This is a genomic window from Microbacterium sp. BH-3-3-3, assembly GCF_001792815.1.
In the GTDB taxonomy this organism is placed as follows: Bacteria; Actinomycetota; Actinomycetes; order Actinomycetales; family Microbacteriaceae; genus Microbacterium.
The window spans coordinates 2,854,137-2,869,828 of sequence record NZ_CP017674.1 but is presented as its reverse complement, the minus strand read 5'-3'; the positions used below and the strand labels follow the sequence as shown (position 1 = coordinate 2,869,828).

Here is a 15,692-nt window from a genome sequence, read left to right as displayed (position 1 = left end):
ACCGGATGCCGAGGCCTCGTCGGGGCCTCGGCATCCGGCGTTTTCGCGTGCGGGCGTTCAGCCGCGGGCGATCAGGAACAGCGAGTGCGGTCCCTCGAGACGCGACACGGAGGCCTTGATCTCGGCGATGTTGCCGTCGATCGAGCGCAGACGCGCGTCGACCCGGTGTTCTCGCGCGTCGATCAGCACCATGCGTTCGTCGAAGCGGGCGTCAGCCCTCTCCATCCGTGTCTCGGCGCGCTCCATGCGCGATTCGATGCGGCCCAAGCGCTGGTCCACCTGAGCGAAATTCTGTTCGGTGCGCCACTCGACGCGGTCCAGCATCCACTTCATCCCGCTGAGGATCGCGGCGGCGAAGGTCAGGAAGAAGGCCCCGACGGCGATGAGGGCTTGAGCCGCGTCGAGGTTCACGGTGGTCCTTCCGGGGTGTGCGTGTCGACAGGGTACCCGCGTGCGCGCGGCCGTCGACAGCCTCGATCGGTGATCGGCGGAGAAGTTCACCCGCCCCTGGCCGGGGGAGAAGCCGTGGAAGCTGCAGCGACTCGATGACGCGCACGACAGAGGTCCCCGCCCCCCCTCTCCGATAGCGTCGGAGCGTCCGGCGGATCGCCGGGGGACGGGGACCCTGATGACGACCGATCCGACGCTCGACGTTCCCCCGCGACGGAGGGTCGCGTGGTTCCTGCTCTTCGGGGCGCTCGGCGCGGTCGTGGGGCTGCTCCCCTGGCTGACGAGCGGACCGTTCCTCCCGCTGCAGAACCTGGAGGACACCGACGATGTGTCGCGGCTGGGGCCGTTCGTGCTGCTGCCGTACAGCCAGTACGAGATCACGACGATCATCGTGCTGCTGGTGGTCGGTGGGGCCGCTGCCGGCATCATCGCTCGCGCGCAACGCTCGCGTCCGGGGGTTCTACGCGGGCTCGCGACGGTCGGCGGGCTCGCGGTCGTCCAGCTCGTCGCGATCGTCCAGACCGCGCTCGCGACGTGGAACGTGCTCCAGGAGCGCTTCGAATCGATCGTGTACCTGGTGCTGCTCACCGCGGTGGCCGTGCTCGCGTTCGTGGTCTCGCTGTTCGTGGCGTCATTGGCGTCGACGGCTCCCCGCGCGGGTGCGGGGGTCGCCCTCTCGATCGGCGCGCTGGCGACGGGCATGTGGGTCGGCGCGTGGATGACGTTGCCCTTCGGCGCCGAGGCGCCCTTCGCGGCCGTCCTGCCCCTGACCTTCTTCCTCGGCCCGGTGCTCGTGGGGGCGGCGATCGCGTGGACGGGCGTCGACACGGTGGGGCGGGTGGTGGCCGGGGTGGTCGGGCTCGCGCTCGTCTGGGTGGTCCCACCCCTCGCGACGGCTCTCGCCTCCGCCGCCGGCACCCGGGTGCTCGCCTCCGACCTCCCCGAAATGGCCGATTACGGCGTGAACGTCTTCGTCTCGGCCCTCACCCAACCCGAACTGGGCCTGCGCTCGATCGGGGTGACGATCGCCGTCGCGGTCGTCGGCCTCGTCCTGCGTCGGATGATGGCGCGCCGACGCACCGCCGCTACAGCCTGAGAACCTCGGTGACCCGCACGATCGCCGTGCCCTCTTCCTCGGAGGCCGCGAGGTCGACCTCGGCGCGGATGCGCCAGTCGTGGTCGCCCGCGGGGTCGTCGATCGTCTGCTCGACGCGCCACACGCCGTCGGAGGCCCCCGACTCGTCGATCTCGACGAGCGCCGAGGAGCGCGCCGCTCCCCCGGTGCCGATCGAGTCGTGCTCGTCGAAGTAGCGGTCGAGCACGGTGGGCCAGTCGATGTCGGGGTCGAGTTCGACGAGCTCGTCGTCGCGTTGGAGCGCGGCGAGCTGCACGCGACGGAACATCTCGTTGCGCACCAGCACGACGAACGCCCGCCGGTTGGTGAGGATCGACGGCGGCGCCGGCGGCACGACCGGCGCATCGGGGTCGGCGGCGGGGTTGATGAGCTGCTCCCACTCGTCGACCAGGCTCGAGTCGACCTGACGGACGAGCTCGCCGAGCCAGGCGATGAGATCGAGCAGGTCGGGCGTCTGCGCGTCGACCGGCACGGTCTGACGGATCGCTCGATAGGCGTCGCTGAGGTAGCGCAGCACCAGCCCCTCGCTGCGGGCCAGCTGGTACAGCGAGACGTACTCGCCGAACGAGCACGCCCGCTCGAACATGTCGCGCACGACCGACTTCGGCGACAGCTCGAAGTCACGGATCCAGGGCTGGCTCGACGCGAACACCTCGTACGCCTGCGCGAGCAGCTCGTCGAGCGGCTTGGGCCAGGTGATCTCCTCGAGCAGCTCCATGCGCTCGTCGTACTCGATGCCCTCGCGCTTCATCGCGGCCACCGCTTCGCCGCGCGCGCGGAACTGCTGCTGCGACAGGATCGGACGCGGGTCGTCGAGGGTCGCCTCGATGACACTGACGACGTCGAGCGCGTAGTGGCCGGTGCCCACGCTGTCACTGGCAGCCGTGGCATCCGGTCCCCGTCCGAGCTCGACCTCGGGGTCGAGCATCTCGATCGCGGCGAGCGCGAAGGGAGACAGAGGCTGGTTGAGCGCGAAGTTCGCCTGCAGCTCGACCGTGAGCCGGATGCGCGAGTCGCCGGAAATCGTCGCTTCGGAGCCGTCTGAAGCGACGAAATCCGGCGACTCGCGCGGGATGACCTCGGCCACACCCGCCTGCACCAGCGTGCGGAAGATCGCCAGGGCCCGGCGGGCGAGCTCGTACTGGCGGGCGCGGGGCTCGTGGTTGTCGAACACCAGCGAGCGCACGTTGGCGAACACGTCGCCGCCGCGCGCGATGACGTTGATGAGCATCGCGGCGCTGAGCTTCATCTGCGGCTGCAGCGGCTCGGGCTCGGCGACCACCAGGCGGTCGTAGCTCTGCTCGGTCCAGTTCACGAAGCCCTGCGGCGCCTTCTTGCGCACGATCTTCTTCTGCTTCTTCAGGTCGTCGCCGGCCTTGAGGATCTGCGCGGCGTTCTCGATCTCGTGGTCGGGCGCCATGATCACGACCGTGCCCGCGGTGTCGTACCCGGCGCGGCCCGCGCGGCCCGAGATCTGGTGGAACTCTCGAGCGGTCAGCTGGCGCATGCGCTGACCGTCGTACTTGGTGAGCGCCGTCATCATGACGGTGCGGATCGGCACGTTGATGCCGACGCCGAGGGTGTCGGTGCCGCAGATGACGCGCAGCAGCCCCCGCTGCGCGAGCGTCTCGACCAGGCGGCGGTAACGCGGCAGCATGCCGGCGTGGTGCACGCCGATGCCGGCGCGGACGTAACGCGACAGGGTCTTGCCGAAGCCGGTGGTGAAGCGGAACCCGCCGATCGCCTCGGCGATCTCGTCGCGCTGCTCGCGCCCGATGATGCGGATCGACGACAGCGCCTGCGCCCGCTCCATCGCCGCCGCCTGCGAGAAGTGCACGATATAGATGGGCGCCTGCTTCGTGTCGAGCAGCTCTTGCACCGTCTCGTGCACGGGTGTGCGCGCGTACTCGAAGTGCAGCGGCACCGGACGCTCGGCGCCGGTCACCCGGGCGGTGGGCCGGCCGGTACGTCGCGAGAGGTCTTCGGCGATCTCGGTGACGTCGCCGAGGGTCGCCGACATGAGGATGAACTGCGCCCGCGGAAGCAGCAGCAGCGGCACCTGCCAGGCCCAGCCGCGATCGGCCTCGCCGTAGTAGTGGAACTCGTCCATCACGACCTGGTCGACTGGGCCCACGCGGCCCGAGGCTCCAGACGGCGCGCCAGCGCCGTCTGGAGAGGCCGTGGGGATCGCGTCGGCGCCCTGGCGCAGCGCCAGGTTCGCGAGGATCTCGGCCGTGCAGCAGATGATCGGCGCATCGGCATTGACCGACGAGTCGCCCGTGACCATGCCGACGTTCTCGGCCCCGAAGATGTCGACCAGCGCGAAGAACTTCTCGCTCACGAGCGCCTTGATCGGCGCCGTGTAATAGGTGCGGCCGCCCCGGGCGAGGGATGCCGCGTGGGCGGCGACCGCGACCAGGGATTTGCCCGTGCCGGTCGGGGTCGACAGGATCACGTTCGCACCCGACACGATCTCCATGACCGCTTCGTCTTGCGCGGGGTACAGCGTCAGGCCGCGCGCGACCGCCCAGTCGACGAAGCCCAGGTAGACGGCATCCGGGTCGGCACCGACGGGCACGAGTTCGAGGAGGGGGGTCACTCCCCCACCCTCTCATCCGTGGGGCGTCAGCCCGCGTCGGAGAAGACTCCGACGTCGTCGCCGTCGAGCACGAACTGCACCGCCGTGCCCACCGGATAACGGGCGCGGAACTGCTCGGGGAACGTGGAGTTCACGATGAACTCCGCCGTCGCCGGGAAGAGCCCCGCCGCACAGCCCCCGAACCGCACGCCCGCGTTCGAGCGGAGAGCGCCGCCGGAGTCTGCCACATCGGCGGTGTCGGAGATGAGCAGACAGTCGGCCCGATTGCCCTCGGAGTCGATCTGCGTCGGCCCCGCGAACGCCGTCAGCCCGTAGTAGTCCTCGAAGCCCCGCGACTGCTCGGGATCGAACCCGAGGTAGCCGACCGCCGCGGGATCGAGGTCGGGGGCGGGCGTCAGCGCGTCGGTCTGCGCGATGCCCGGCGTGCGCTCGACGGTCGTGAACGACATGCCGACGGCGGTGAGCGCGCTAGCCGCCACCACGACGGCCGCGACGCCGACGGCGGCCACCCACACACGCCGCCGCGTACGAAGGAGCGGGGGCCGCGGTGTCTGGTCGATGTCGGGCGAGTCGAGGTCGTCGAGCCCTGCGGATGCCGCGACACCCGTCCGTTCCGCCTCGGCACCGCCCTCGACGACGGCGTCGGACGGAAGCGTCGTGTGCTGTCGCGTCCGGTCGAGCTCCTCGAGTTCGCGCAGACGCGCGACGGCCACGGGATCGTCGGCGATGTCGGCCCCCGGACCGTACGCCCGCGCCCGCAGACGTCGCAGCTCGTCCTGCACCTCGTCGTCCATGCCTGAATGCTTCCACACCCGCAGCGCACCGAGGCCACCCCTTGATACATGCGAGGGAATAGATCAGGCGCCGGTGCGTTCTCTCACGCATGCGTTCTTTCGGCACCCTCTCCTTCGGCCATTACGGTCCCCTCGGCGGCGGGCACCACCTGACCGCCGGTGACTCGATGCTCCAGGCGATCGACCTCGCCCAGGGTATGGACGACCTCGGCGTCAACGGCATCTCGTTCCGCGTGCACCATTTCGCCCGTCAGCAGGCGGCCCCCATGCCGCTGCTCGCCGCGATCGCCGCCCGCACCTCTCGGATCGAGGTGGGTACCGGCGTCATCGACATGCGCTACGAGAACCCGCTCATGCTCGCCGAGGAGGCGGCATCCGTCGACCTGATCAGCGCGAACCGGCTCGCGCTGGGTGTGAGCCGCGGCTCACCCGAGACGGTCGTGCGCGGCTACGAGGCCTTCGGCTACACGGGGTCGGACGACCCCCGTGGCGGCGACATCGCCCGCGAGCACTTCGACCTGTTCCTGCGCGCGATCGACGGCGAGGGTCTCGCCGAGCGCGACCCGCACAGCCCCTTCGGTGGCGGCACGGGTCTGCAGCGCATCGAGCCGCACTCCCCCGGGCTGCGCAAGCGCATCTGGTGGGGTGCCGGCACGACGGCCACGGCCGAGTGGGCTGGGCGCATCGGTGTGAACCTGATGTCGTCGACCCTGCTCACCGAGGCCGACGGCACGCCCTTCGACATCCTGCAGGCTCAGCAGCTCGACGCGTTCCGCGCCGCCTGGCGCGAGGCCGGCCACGCCGGTGAGCCCCGCACCTCGGTCAGCCGCAGCATCTTCCCGATCGTCACCGCCGAAGACGAGATGTACTTCGGCGGCTCGGCGGGCTCCGACCAGATCGGCGTCATCGATGGCATGCGCTCGACCTTCGGCAAGACCTACGCCGCGCCCCCTGAGAAGCTCATCGAGCAGCTTCAGAACGACGCCGCCGTCATGAGCGCCGACACGCTCATGCTGACGATCCCGTCGCAGATGGGCGTCGAGTTCAACCTGCGGCTGGTCGAGAACTTCGCTCGTCACGTCGCTCCGGCCCTGGGCTGGCAGCCGACCACGGCCGCAGCCCGCGTCTGACCTCAGCGACGCCGAAGGGCCCGGATGCCACGATCACGGCATCCGGGCCCTTCGACGTTTCTGCGCGCGCGGGACGGGCCGCTCAGCGCGCGGTCACGCCGCGGGAGCGCGCGATGGTCTGCGACACGAGGTACTCGCCCCAGGCGACGGCGTAGGCGCCGAGCGCCGCCCACATCCACGCCGACGGCAGCGCACCGGTGAGCGCGAGCAGGCCCGCCGCGGTCAGGGCGACGACGACGATGAGCACGGGCACGACGGCTCGCGATCCCACCAGGGCGCCGTCGGTGCGCCAGATCACCAGCAGCGCCCCGGCGGTGGCGATGAGCAGGATCACCGGTGTCCACCACGATCCGAGCGATCCCATCGAGATCGACGCCCCGATGCCGGCGATGGCCAGCGACGCGGTGCGGAGGGAACGGACGGTCGTGGTGCGGGAAGACATCGGAGCTCTTTCTGCCACGCCGGTGTCGGTGCGCCGGCGGGTCGTTCCAGCGTAACCACGGGTTGCCGGGCCGGGTTGCCGGGCCGGGTTGCCGTGCCGGTGCGGGCCGAACTCCTGAGAATCGCGACGGCGGCGCAGCGCGCGGCGCGTCGATTCGCGGCGGAGTCGGCCTCGGCCTCCCATTTCTCAGGAGTTCGGCCCGCCGCGGCGGGGGTGGGTGCGTCTTCGACGCGGAGTCCTCCCCGCAGAATCCACGTGAGTCGGCCCGGAACTCGTCGAGGGACGGGGGTTGGGACCGCCCTGCCCCGTACCCTGGAAGCCGGGGAGTCGCGCGAGCCGAACCGCGCGCACGCACCACCCCTTCATCGGTCGACGACGCCATCGCATCGAGAGGGGAGCCCGCGTGGAGCTGACACGACGCAGCGTGCTCTTCGGGGCGCTCGGCATCATCGGACTCGGCGCCGGATCGGTCGCCGCGGCGAAGGTGATGACGCACGGGGCACCCGATGCCCCGACGCCCTCCGCCTCGGGCGCCACGCACTCCCCGAACCCGACGGCGAACGCGACGACCCCGTCGACGAAGGATCTCGACCTGCACGTCTGGGATACGGTGCGACGCTCGCTGTCGCCCGCCGACGACGCGACGATCGCGGTGACCCGCGGCGTTCTGCCGGCCGGTCTCGCCATCGCGGGATCGACCCTGGCGGGCAGGCTCACCGACACCGGACCGTACGCCTTCGAGGTCGAGGTGCGCCACGGCGACAACCGCCGCCGACAGGCCTTCGCGGGCGCGGTCGGCGAGATCAAGCGCGATCTGAGCATCTCGCTCAGCCTCGATGCGACGACGCCGCTCAAGGTCACCGCGCGCGAACTCGACCGCATCGCCGCGCTCGGCGCCAACGCGACGCTCGTCATCCTCTGCTACATCCCCGACCCCGACTCGACGACCTTCACCCGCGTCTCCGACGAACGCATCGACGCCGTCTTCGCGCTGGCGAAGGACCGCGGTGTGCGCATCACCCTCGTCAAGCCGCACATCGCCACGGTGAAGGACGGCGACAGCTTCTACCGCGCGAACTACACCCCGGCCTCGGTCGACGCCTTCTTCGACAGCTGGGCCGACCAGCTGTCGCACTTCGCGCAGCTGTGCACCGACAACGACGTGGAGTACCTGTCGGTGGCGTGCGAACAGCCGTCGCAGACCACCGCCGAAGAGTACGGGCGGTGGGTGCCGATGCTGGCGAAGGTGCGCGCCGCTCACCCCGCCATCAAGCTCACCGCGGCGTTCACGACCCTCGAGCTGTTCCTTCTGTACACCTACTGGCTGCCCCAGAAGACCCCGCACATGGCGCAGCTTCTCGACGTGTTCGGCATCAACTCGTGGATCCGCCTGACCGACAAGGTCTACACCCCCGACGCCCCCAACATCACCGTCGACGAACTCGTCGCCGGGTGGCGCGGAGCGGGCGGACGAACCGACGACCACCTCGGCAAGCTCGAAGCCGTCTGCGACCAGCTGCGCATGCCCTTCCTCATCACCGAGGTCGGGGCGCAGCCGAGGGTCGACGGGCTCGCGCAGCAAGAGGGCAGCACCCCTCCCACGGGGGCGGCGAACCACGACGTCCAAGCTCTGCTGTACGCCTCGGTGCTGCGGGCACCGCTGCGATCACGGTGGTGCACGGGTGCCTCGATCTGGCACATGCGCGCGCCCTTCGCCTTCGGCGACCTGTCCGGCGACACCCTCTTCGCGGGCGAGAAGGTGCTCAAGACCCAGATCGCGAAGGTTCCGTCGCTGGCCGCGAAGTCGTTCTGACGGCGGCCCGCCCGGACACGCCCGTGCCCTGACCCGCGCCCCGGCGCCGCGCCTGGCGGGTGAACGCCGAAGACCCCTCGCGGCCGGAACGGTTCTGTGGCCGGATCGGGAGAGTGGGGCGTCAGCGCCCGTTGCGATCGGCCGCCGAGCGGGGCGGCGCCGATGAGACTTCGAGGCGGTCGAGGCCGCGCAGCGACGTCCAGACGAGTTCCTCACCCTTCGCGGCGTGCTGCGACGCGCGCACCGCGCGCTCGTCGGCCCAGGAGTTGAGCACGTGCCCGCTGTGACCGCGGACGTGTTCGAGGACGACGTCGGGCATGCCCGCCTCGCGTCGGGCGTCACGCGCGACGATGAGGGCCTCGAGGATCGAGCGGTTGGCCACCGGCTTCTTCGCGCTCGTGACCCAGCCGCGTCGCCGGTGGCCGTCCATCCACGACGAGTACGTGTCGATCGCATACTTCGAGTCGGCCTGCACGACGAGCTCCCGCACGTCGGTGTGGTCGGTGATCGCGTGCAGCAGGCCCAGCAGCTCGCCGATGTTGTTGGTCCCCTCGGGGATGGATCCGGCCGCCCAGTGGCCGTCTTCGCCGACCCACGCCCAGCCGGCCGGGCCGGGATTGCCCTTGCACGCGCCGTCGGTGGCGACGACGTAACGGTCGGAGGACGAGGACGACGCGGAACTGCTCATCCCTCTAGTCTCCCCCGCGCCGGCGACGCGTCTGTCCCCCGCACGGCGAACGGATGAACCGGCAGGTGAACCCGCGGGCGATACCGCGCGCGATGGCGCATCCGTCGCGAGGGTCGATCGTGCCCGCGTGGCAACCTACACCGGTCGTTCCTCCCCCGCTCGGCGCTGCGGCGTCCCTCGAGAAAGTCCGCTCCATGTCGACGCCCACGAAGTCCTCCGCCCGCCTTCACCCCGCCGCCGTCACCGCGCTGGCCGTCGGAGGAGTCCTCGTCGTCGGCGCACTCGCCTTTCTGGCGTGGTTCCTGTCGGCGCAGCAGTCCGATCCGAACGCCGAGGCCACGGGGCGCCTCGTGCAGTGGCAGGAGGTCTTCGAGAAGTACCGCACCGAGAACGGCTCCCTCCCCAACATGCCGGTCGGCGGCTACTGCCTCGGCACGGGGTTCCCCGTCGGCGCCGACGACACGGCCAACTGCCGCGACTACGACGCGGCGTCGCACTACACCGAGACCGCGAGCGTGCCGCTCATGGAGGCCCTCGCGACGACCGGGACGCTCCCCTCGGGGATCTCCACCCCGGTCCGCGGAACCGTGGGTCCGTACGCGCAGTACGAAGAGGGCGCGGTGCAGTTGCTCACCGCCGAGAGCGGGCCGTGCGTCGCCCCCGCCGTCGAGGTCTGGACCGACGGCGAGGGCCTGCACATCTGTCAGATCACGCTGACCCGCTGACCCGGCCCGCTGACCAGGCGAAGCGGGTCAGTTCGTTCCGCTCTCGGCCTTCTTCTGGCCCGCCTCGAGCACGTCGCCGGCGGGGAGCTCCTGGTGCCCGCCGAACTGCAGACGCATCGCCGAGAGCACCTGGTTGGCGAAGTGGTCCTCGCCCCGCGAGGCGAAACGCTCGAACAGCGACGCGGCGAGCACCGGCACGGGAACGCCGGTGTCGACGGCCGCCTTGACCGTCCAGCGGCCCTCACCCGAATCCGAGACGCGGCCGGCCAGGCCGTCGAGCGTGGGGTTCTGCGTGAGAGCGGCCGAGGTGAGGTCGAGCAACCACGACGAGATGACCGAGCCTCGACGCCACAGCTCGGTGACGCGGGCGGTGTCGATGTCGAACTGGTAGAACTCGGGCTCCTCCAGCGGCGCCACCTCGGCGGAGTGCTCCCCCTGGTGCAACCCGGCGTCGGCGTTGTTCAGCACGTTCAGGCCCTCGGCGAGCGCGGCCATGATGCCGTACTCGATGCCGTTGTGGACCATCTTGACGAAGTGCCCGGCGCCCGAGGGCCCGCAGTGGAGGTAGCCGCGCTCCTCGGTCGAGAAGTCGCCGGTGCGGCCGGGCGTGCGCTCGACCTCGCCCGGTCCCGGGGCGATGGTGCGCAGCACCGGCTCGAGGTGCGCGACGGCCTCGTCGTGGCCGCCGACCATGAGGCAATAGCCGCGCTCGAGCCCGAAGACGCCGCCGCTGGTGCCGACGTCGACGTAGTGGATGCCGGAGTCGTTCAGCTTGGCGGCGCGACGCACGTCGTCGCGGTAGTTCGAGTTGCCGCCGTCGATGATGATGTCGCCGGGCTCGAAGACCTCGGCGACCTGGTCGACGACCGAGCCGGTGAGGCCGGCGGGGATCATCAGCCAGACGGCACGGGGCTTGGTCAGCTTCGAGGCGAGGTCGGCGATGCTGGTGGCGCCGGTCGCCCCCTCGGCCACGAGGGCGGCCACGGCATCCTGATTCACGTCGAACACGACGCAGTCGTGACCGTCTTTCATGAGCCTGCGGACGATGTTGGCGCCCATTCGTCCGAGCCCGACCATGGCGAGTTGCATTGGTTCCCCGTTCCTCGTGGATCACGGCCGCGCGGGCGGCCCCTCCGCGAGTCTAGGAGCGCCCGGCGCCGCTCGGTCGATGTGTCAGCCCTGGAAATCGTCGGGGTCGACGTCGTCGAGGAATCGGCGGAACTCCTCGACCCGGTCGTCCTCGGCGGACGGCTCGATCTCGACCGCGTCGTCGGGCACGCCGGCCTCGGCGAGCACATCGGCGGCCACCCAGATCGACCCGCCGGAACGGGCGGCGAGCGCGATGGCATCCGACGGGCGGGCGTCGAAGGTGCGCGGTCCCGCGGGCGTCGCGAGCAGCACGCGGGCGTGGAACGTGCCCGCGTCGAGGTGCGTGACCTCGACGCGCTCGACCGAGGCCGACAGCTCGCCGAGCATGGCCGTGGTCAGGTCGTGCGCGAGGGGACGGGGACTCCCGGTGCCCTCGATCGCGACGAGGATCGACATCGCCTCTTGGGCGCCGATCCACACCGGCAGCACCAGGTCGCCGTCGGTGGCGGTGTCGACCGGCTTCAACAGGATGACGTGCTGCTGGGCCGGGTCGAGGGCCACACCGACCACACGCACCCGGATCATGTCGCCCATCGTACGTGCCGCGACGCGGCGAACCCGGTCAGCGCACGATGCCGAGGGCTCGCGCCCTCGAGACCGCGGCGGTGCGCGACGAGACGCCCAGCTTCGAGAACACGTGCGCGAGATGGGACTTCACCGTGGCGTCGGTGATGTGCAGGTGCGCGGCCACGTCGGCGTTGGAGGCCCCGCGCGCGACGAGTCGGAGCACCTCGATCTCACGCACCGACAGCGTCACGCGGGGTTCGCGCAGTCGCGCCAGCAGGCGCCCGGCGATCGCGGGGGCCACGGCGCTCTGGCCGGCGGCCGCGGCTCGCACACCGGCGAGCAGTTCGTGGGGAGGGGCGTCTTTGAGCAGGTAGCCGCTGGCCCCCGCTTCGACGGCGCCGAGGATGTCGCCGTCGGTGTCGTAGTTGGTCAGCACGAGCACGTACGGGGGTGCGGCGAGCGCGCGGATCCGCCGTGTCGCGTCGGCACCGGCCGCGCGGTCGCCGAACTGCAGGTCCATCAGCACGAGTTCGGGAGCGAGGGTGTCGGCCAGGGCGACGGACTCGTCGGCCGTGGCGGCCTCGCCCACCACGTCGATGTCGCTCTCGGCATCGAGCAGCGCCCGCACGCCCGCGCGCACCACGGGGTGGTCGTCGGCGATGAGCACGCGGATCACGGCGTCGCCCCCGGCAGCGTCACGGTGATCGTCGTTCCGGAGCCCGCGATGCTGTCGACGTCGAGTCGCCCGTCGAGCTGGTCGACCCGCTCGCCCATGGCGCGCAGGCCGAACGAGTCGGTTCTGGATGCCGCGTCCTCGGCGCCGCGCGGATCAAACCCCTCCCCGTCGTCGGTGATCGTCAGACGCGCGGTCCCCCGGTCGCCGCTCAGTCGGATGCCGACCCGGTGGGCGCGGGCGTGCTGGGCGACGTTGGCGAGAGCGCCCTGGGCGATGCGCAGGAGCGCCGTCTGCGCGTCCATCGGCAGGGACACCGCGGCATCCACATCGACGTCGACGGGGATGTGCTCGCGGGCGCCCCAGCCGGCGGCGAGACGCTCGAGGGCGGAGCCGAGTCCCCGGTCGAGGCTCGGCGGCGCGAGCTCGCGGATGAAACGCCGCGTCTCGGCCAGGCCGTCGGCCGCGGTCTGGCGCGCGAGGCGCACGTGCGCGATGCCCGGACCCTCGGCATCGGCTCGCTCGGCGGCGTGCAGCAGCATCTGGATGCTCGAGAGCCCCTGGGCGACCGTGTCGTGCAGTTCGCGCGCCAGGCGGGCGCGCTCGGCGAGAGTGCCCTGCTCGCGCTCGGCGGCGGCCAGCCGGTCGCGGGTCGCCAGCAGCTCGGCCATGAGGGCCTCGCGTTCGGCCGCGCGCCGCTCGAGTGCCGAGTAGCCGAGGCCGATCAGCAGAGCGACTCCGGCTCCGACGACGGGTCCGACCACGCCGCCGACGGTGAGGCCGCCGTGCACGGCGAAGGCCGCGATCGTCAGCGCCGTAGTGCCGATGACGGCGAGGGGTCCCGCGACGCCCGGCAGAAGGTGCAGGTAGAGGAAGAACAGCGGGAAGACGAGGTAGGCCGCCTCGGGGACGAGCCAGACCAGCGCCGCCCAGACGACGGTGAGGGCCGCCAGCCACACGACGGCGGCGCGGGAGCGCCCACCCCGTGCGAGCCAGAGCCCCGAGAGGTACACCGCGCCGAGCAGCCCGGCCAGGACCAGGGCGAGCACCGGCCCGTTCGTTAGCAGCACGCGCACGACGACCAGCGCCAGCAGGCCGCCGAAGAGGGCGTGGAGTCCGGCGCGCAGGCCCGCGAAGACGGGAGCGAGGGTGCGGTGGGGCATGTCGATCTCCAGGCTACGGATGCCGCGCCACGGGCGGATCATCCGAAAGGTGGAGAGGGAGTTCGTCCAGGCCGCCGATGACCCGCCGTCGCGCCGCGGCGACAGTGGAAGGAGCCGGGGAGATCCGCCGGCGGAAGGAGGCGACGTGTACGTCGCATGGCGCGATCTTCGGTTCGCCCGCGGGCGATTCGCCCTCATCGGGGCGGTCGTCGCCCTCATCACCCTGCTCGTCGGCTTCCTCTCGGGGCTCACGGGCGGGCTCGCCGCGCAGAATGTCTCGGCGGTGCTGGCCCTGCCGGGCGACCGGCTCGTGCTGCAGCCGGCCGGAGGCGCCGCGGCGACCTTCGCCGATTCGAGCCTCGGCGACGCCACCGTCGCCGCGTGGACCGCGACGCCGGGCGTGCGGGCGGTCACGCCCGTCGGCATCGCGCAGACCCGCGCCGCGGGGCCGGGCGGCAGCGGCGGCGTCGCCCTGTTCGGGCTCGACGCGGCCGGGATCTCGCCGACCGCCGACGGCGACGTCGTGCTGTCGGCGGGGGCGGCGAAAGCGCTCGGCGCCACCGCGGGCGACGACGTGACGATCTCGGGCTCCGCGTACCGCGTCGACGAGGTCACCGGCGATTCCTGGTACAGCCACTCCCCCGTCGTCGCGATGACCCCCGCCGCGTGGGCCGACATCGACCGCCGGCTGGGCGGGCAGGGCGACGCGACCGTGCTCGCGGTGTCGGGGACGCCCGACTGGGCGGCCGCCTCGGCCGCCACCGGCACAACGGCATCCACTCCCCTCGCCAGCCTCACCGCGCTGCCGACGTTCCGCTCCGAGATCGGCTCGCTCGCCCTCATGATCGCCATGCTGTTCGCGGTCTCGGCGCTGGTGGTCGGCGCGTTCTTCACCGTCTGGACGATGCAGCGGGCCGCCGACGTCGCCGTGCTGAAGGCGCTGGGGGCGAGCACCCCGATGCTGCTCCGCGATGCGCTCGGACAGGCGCTGATCGTGCTGGTCGCGGGCGTCGGAGTCGGCATCGGCCTCACCGCGGCACTCGGTGCGCTCGCGGGCGGTGCGCTGCCCTTCGTCCTCAGTCCGCTGACCACCCTCGCCCCCGCGCTCGTCATGATCGCGCTCGGCGTGCTCGGCGCAGCCGTCTCGCTGCGCATCGTCACGGCATCCGACCCCCTCACCGCTCTCGGGAGCACTCGATGATCCTTCTCGACGACGTCACCCTCACCTACCCCGACGGCGACTCCCGCGTCACCGCGGTCGACCACGTCTCGCTCGAGGGGCGCCCCGGGCTCGTGACCGGGATCACCGGCCCGTCGGGGTCGGGCAAATCGAGCCTGCTCGCCCTCGCCGCGACCCTCGCGCGCCCCGACACCGGACGCGTGGTCGTCGACGGGGTGGATGCCACCGGGCTCAGCGCCGCGGGCCGCACGGCGCTGCGACGCGAGCGCATCGGCATCGTGTTCCAGCAGCCGCAACTGCTCCCCGCCCTCACCGCGCGCGAGCAGCTCTGCGTGATGGCCGAGCTCGGCGGGCGAGGGCGGCGCGCGCGGCGGGCCGCCGTGCGCGGCCGCGTCGATGAGCTGCTCGATGCCGTCGGCCTCGGCGACCACGCCGATCGCCGCCCCGCGCAGCTCTCGGGTGGCCAGCGTCAGCGCGTCGCGATCGCGCGTGCCCTCGTGCACGAGCCGCGGGTGCTGCTCGTCGACGAGCCGACGAGCGCCCTCGACAGCGCTCGAGGCGCCGAGATCATGGCGCTCCTCTCGCGTCTCACCCGCGAACGCGACACGGCCACGCTGCTCGTCACGCACGACCTCGTGCACGCGGGTGCGCTGGATGCGACGGTCGAGGTGGTCGACGGGCGCGCGTCGCTCGTGGCGTCGCCGGTGTGAGCGTGGGCGCACGACGCCGGGGATGAGGAGGCACGGGGGTCACCACCCGACGGTGTTGAACCACTCCCGCCGCCGGTCGGCCTCGCCGCGGCTCTCGTCTCCGCGCCAGGAATCGTGCGGGGCGAGGCGCCCGTCCTCGAGATCGACGAACGCCCAGCACACCGGGCAGAGCGCCCGACCGCCGGGGTAGCCGTCGGGCAACGGAGGGGCGGCCTCGGCCGGGGTTCCCGCGCCCGCGCACTCGGGCGGATCGGCCTGCAGGTCGCTCCACAGCAGGCGCCCACCACGGCGGTGGTGGAGGCCTCGGTGGCCGGCCTCACGGGTGCAGATCTCGCCGTTTCTTCGGCTGAGACACAGCTTCCGTGCCGCGCCGGGGAGCGCCGCCAGGGTTCTCGTCATCTTCCGATTCTCGCCGCTGCGAGCGCAACGGGGGCAGGTGCGGGATGCGCACGGGACGGTGGGGGCCGGTGGGGAAGGGATCGGCGGTCATCGCTGACCACCACCGGTGCGACGAGAGAACATGTCGACCTCCTG

The 15,692-nt window shown here is 71.8% G+C and carries 16 protein-coding genes; 6 read left to right on the top strand and 10 right to left on the bottom strand.

What is annotated here, in order from left to right:
- Window positions 1-57 precede the first annotated feature (57 nt).
- Entirely contained in the window at window positions 58-411 is a 354-nt protein-coding gene (locus BJP65_RS13240) for a hypothetical protein (RefSeq protein ID WP_070409444.1), read from the bottom strand.
- Window positions 412-628: 217 nt separating this feature from the next.
- On the opposite strand from BJP65_RS13240, the gene BJP65_RS13235 reads away from it, so the two are divergent.
- Window positions 629-1,546 carry a hypothetical protein gene (locus BJP65_RS13235; protein ID WP_070409443.1) on the top strand — a complete coding sequence of 306 codons (918 nt, stop codon included), beginning with the start codon at window positions 629-631 and terminating at the stop codon, window positions 1,544-1,546.
- Here the strand turns inward: BJP65_RS13235 and BJP65_RS13230 are convergent.
- Window positions 1,536-4,184 (bottom strand): RNA helicase, encoded by a 2,649-nt coding sequence (locus BJP65_RS13230; protein ID WP_070409442.1) that lies wholly within the window; start codon window positions 4,182-4,184, stop codon window positions 1,536-1,538. The genes BJP65_RS13235 and BJP65_RS13230 overlap by 11 nt on opposite strands.
- A 26-nt stretch (window positions 4,185-4,210) precedes the next feature.
- Window positions 4,211-4,978 carry a hypothetical protein gene (locus BJP65_RS13225; protein ID WP_070409441.1) on the bottom strand — a complete coding sequence of 256 codons (768 nt, stop codon included), beginning with the start codon at window positions 4,976-4,978 and terminating at the stop codon, window positions 4,211-4,213.
- An 89-nt stretch (window positions 4,979-5,067) separates the two neighbouring features.
- Between BJP65_RS13225 and BJP65_RS13220 the strand changes: the two genes are divergently transcribed.
- Window positions 5,068-6,108, top strand: a complete 1,041-nt coding sequence (locus BJP65_RS13220) for an LLM class flavin-dependent oxidoreductase (protein ID WP_070409440.1) — start codon at window positions 5,068-5,070, stop codon at window positions 6,106-6,108.
- Between the two features lie 82 nt (window positions 6,109-6,190).
- Here BJP65_RS13220 and BJP65_RS13215 read toward each other — a convergent pair whose 3' ends face one another.
- Window positions 6,191-6,550 carry a hypothetical protein gene (locus BJP65_RS13215; RefSeq protein WP_055838711.1) on the bottom strand — a complete coding sequence of 120 codons (360 nt, stop codon included), beginning with the start codon at window positions 6,548-6,550 and terminating at the stop codon, window positions 6,191-6,193.
- A gap of 403 nt (window positions 6,551-6,953) precedes the next feature.
- On the opposite strand from BJP65_RS13215, the gene BJP65_RS13210 reads away from it, so the two are divergent.
- Window positions 6,954-8,363, top strand: a complete 1,410-nt coding sequence (locus tag BJP65_RS13210) for a hypothetical protein (RefSeq protein WP_070409439.1) — start codon at window positions 6,954-6,956, stop codon at window positions 8,361-8,363.
- A 121-nt stretch (window positions 8,364-8,484) separates the two neighbouring features.
- Here BJP65_RS13210 and BJP65_RS13205 read toward each other — a convergent pair whose 3' ends face one another.
- A complete protein-coding gene (locus BJP65_RS13205; RefSeq protein WP_055838717.1) occupies window positions 8,485-9,051 on the bottom strand; it encodes a ribonuclease H in 567 nt (188 codons plus the stop codon).
- A 194-nt stretch (window positions 9,052-9,245) separates the two neighbouring features.
- Between BJP65_RS13205 and BJP65_RS13200 the strand changes: the two genes are divergently transcribed.
- The gene (locus tag BJP65_RS13200; RefSeq protein ID WP_070409438.1) at window positions 9,246-9,776 is read left to right on the top strand and encodes a hypothetical protein; all 531 of its coding nucleotides are present in this window, start codon (window positions 9,246-9,248) and stop codon (window positions 9,774-9,776) included.
- A 27-nt stretch (window positions 9,777-9,803) separates the two neighbouring features.
- Here BJP65_RS13200 and gnd read toward each other — a convergent pair whose 3' ends face one another.
- The 4 genes from gnd to BJP65_RS13180 all read right to left on the bottom strand — a co-directional run bounded on the left by gnd (window position 9,804) and on the right by BJP65_RS13180 (window position 13,268).
- A complete protein-coding gene (gene gnd / locus BJP65_RS13195) occupies window positions 9,804-10,865 on the bottom strand; it encodes a phosphogluconate dehydrogenase (NAD(+)-dependent, decarboxylating) (RefSeq protein ID WP_055838724.1) in 1,062 nt (353 codons plus the stop codon).
- An 84-nt stretch (window positions 10,866-10,949) separates the two neighbouring features.
- Window positions 10,950-11,450: a bifunctional nuclease family protein gene (locus BJP65_RS13190; protein ID WP_055939407.1), complete on the bottom strand. Its 501-nt coding sequence runs from the start codon at window positions 11,448-11,450 to the stop codon at window positions 10,950-10,952.
- 37 nt (window positions 11,451-11,487) lie between these two features.
- A complete protein-coding gene (locus BJP65_RS13185) occupies window positions 11,488-12,108 on the bottom strand; it encodes a response regulator transcription factor (protein WP_070409437.1) in 621 nt (206 codons plus the stop codon).
- Entirely contained in the window at window positions 12,105-13,268 is a 1,164-nt protein-coding gene (locus BJP65_RS13180; protein WP_070410013.1) for a sensor histidine kinase, read from the bottom strand. Before BJP65_RS13180 ends, BJP65_RS13185 begins: the two co-directional genes overlap by 4 nt.
- 145 nt (window positions 13,269-13,413) lie before the next feature.
- Here BJP65_RS13180 and BJP65_RS13175 point away from each other — a divergent pair, with 145 nt between their 5' ends.
- Together BJP65_RS13175 and BJP65_RS13170 are read left to right on the top strand one after the other, a co-directional pair.
- On the top strand, window positions 13,414-14,469 hold the full coding sequence (locus tag BJP65_RS13175) for an ABC transporter permease (protein ID WP_070409436.1): 1,056 nt from the start codon (window positions 13,414-13,416) through the stop codon (window positions 14,467-14,469).
- Window positions 14,466-15,158 carry an ABC transporter ATP-binding protein gene (locus BJP65_RS13170; protein WP_070409435.1) on the top strand — a complete coding sequence of 231 codons (693 nt, stop codon included), beginning with the start codon at window positions 14,466-14,468 and terminating at the stop codon, window positions 15,156-15,158. Before BJP65_RS13175 ends, BJP65_RS13170 begins: the two co-directional genes overlap by 4 nt.
- A gap of 39 nt (window positions 15,159-15,197) precedes the next feature.
- Here the strand turns inward: BJP65_RS13170 and BJP65_RS13165 are convergent, their stop codons facing one another.
- Window positions 15,198-15,557 carry a hypothetical protein gene (locus BJP65_RS13165; protein ID WP_235560572.1) on the bottom strand — a complete coding sequence of 120 codons (360 nt, stop codon included), beginning with the start codon at window positions 15,555-15,557 and terminating at the stop codon, window positions 15,198-15,200.
- Between the last annotated feature and the right edge of the window lie 135 nt (window positions 15,558-15,692).

What these genes read in the sequence shown, in the direction of transcription:
- BJP65_RS13220 (WP_070409440.1), top strand. Translation starts at nt 5,068, where the DNA reads ATGCGTTCTTTCGGCACCCTCTCCTTCGGCCATTACGGTCCCCTCGGC.
- BJP65_RS13165 (WP_235560572.1), bottom strand. Translation starts at nt 15,557, where the DNA reads ATGACGAGAACCCTGGCGGCGCTCCCCGGCGCGGCACGGAAGCTGTGT.
- BJP65_RS13190 (WP_055939407.1), bottom strand. Translation starts at nt 11,450, where the DNA reads ATGATCCGGGTGCGTGTGGTCGGTGTGGCCCTCGACCCGGCCCAGCAG.
- BJP65_RS13170 (WP_070409435.1), top strand. Translation starts at nt 14,466, where the DNA reads ATGATCCTTCTCGACGACGTCACCCTCACCTACCCCGACGGCGACTCC.
- BJP65_RS13225 (WP_070409441.1), bottom strand. Translation starts at nt 4,978, where the DNA reads ATGGACGACGAGGTGCAGGACGAGCTGCGACGTCTGCGGGCGCGGGCG.
- BJP65_RS13235 (WP_070409443.1), top strand. Translation starts at nt 629, where the DNA reads ATGACGACCGATCCGACGCTCGACGTTCCCCCGCGACGGAGGGTCGCG.
- gnd (WP_055838724.1), bottom strand. Translation starts at nt 10,865, where the DNA reads ATGCAACTCGCCATGGTCGGGCTCGGACGAATGGGCGCCAACATCGTC.
- BJP65_RS13205 (WP_055838717.1), bottom strand. Translation starts at nt 9,051, where the DNA reads ATGAGCAGTTCCGCGTCGTCCTCGTCCTCCGACCGTTACGTCGTCGCC.
- BJP65_RS13180 (WP_070410013.1), bottom strand. Translation starts at nt 13,268, where the DNA reads ATGCCCCACCGCACCCTCGCTCCCGTCTTCGCGGGCCTGCGCGCCGGA.
- BJP65_RS13215 (WP_055838711.1), bottom strand. Translation starts at nt 6,550, where the DNA reads ATGTCTTCCCGCACCACGACCGTCCGTTCCCTCCGCACCGCGTCGCTG.
- BJP65_RS13200 (WP_070409438.1), top strand. Translation starts at nt 9,246, where the DNA reads ATGTCGACGCCCACGAAGTCCTCCGCCCGCCTTCACCCCGCCGCCGTC.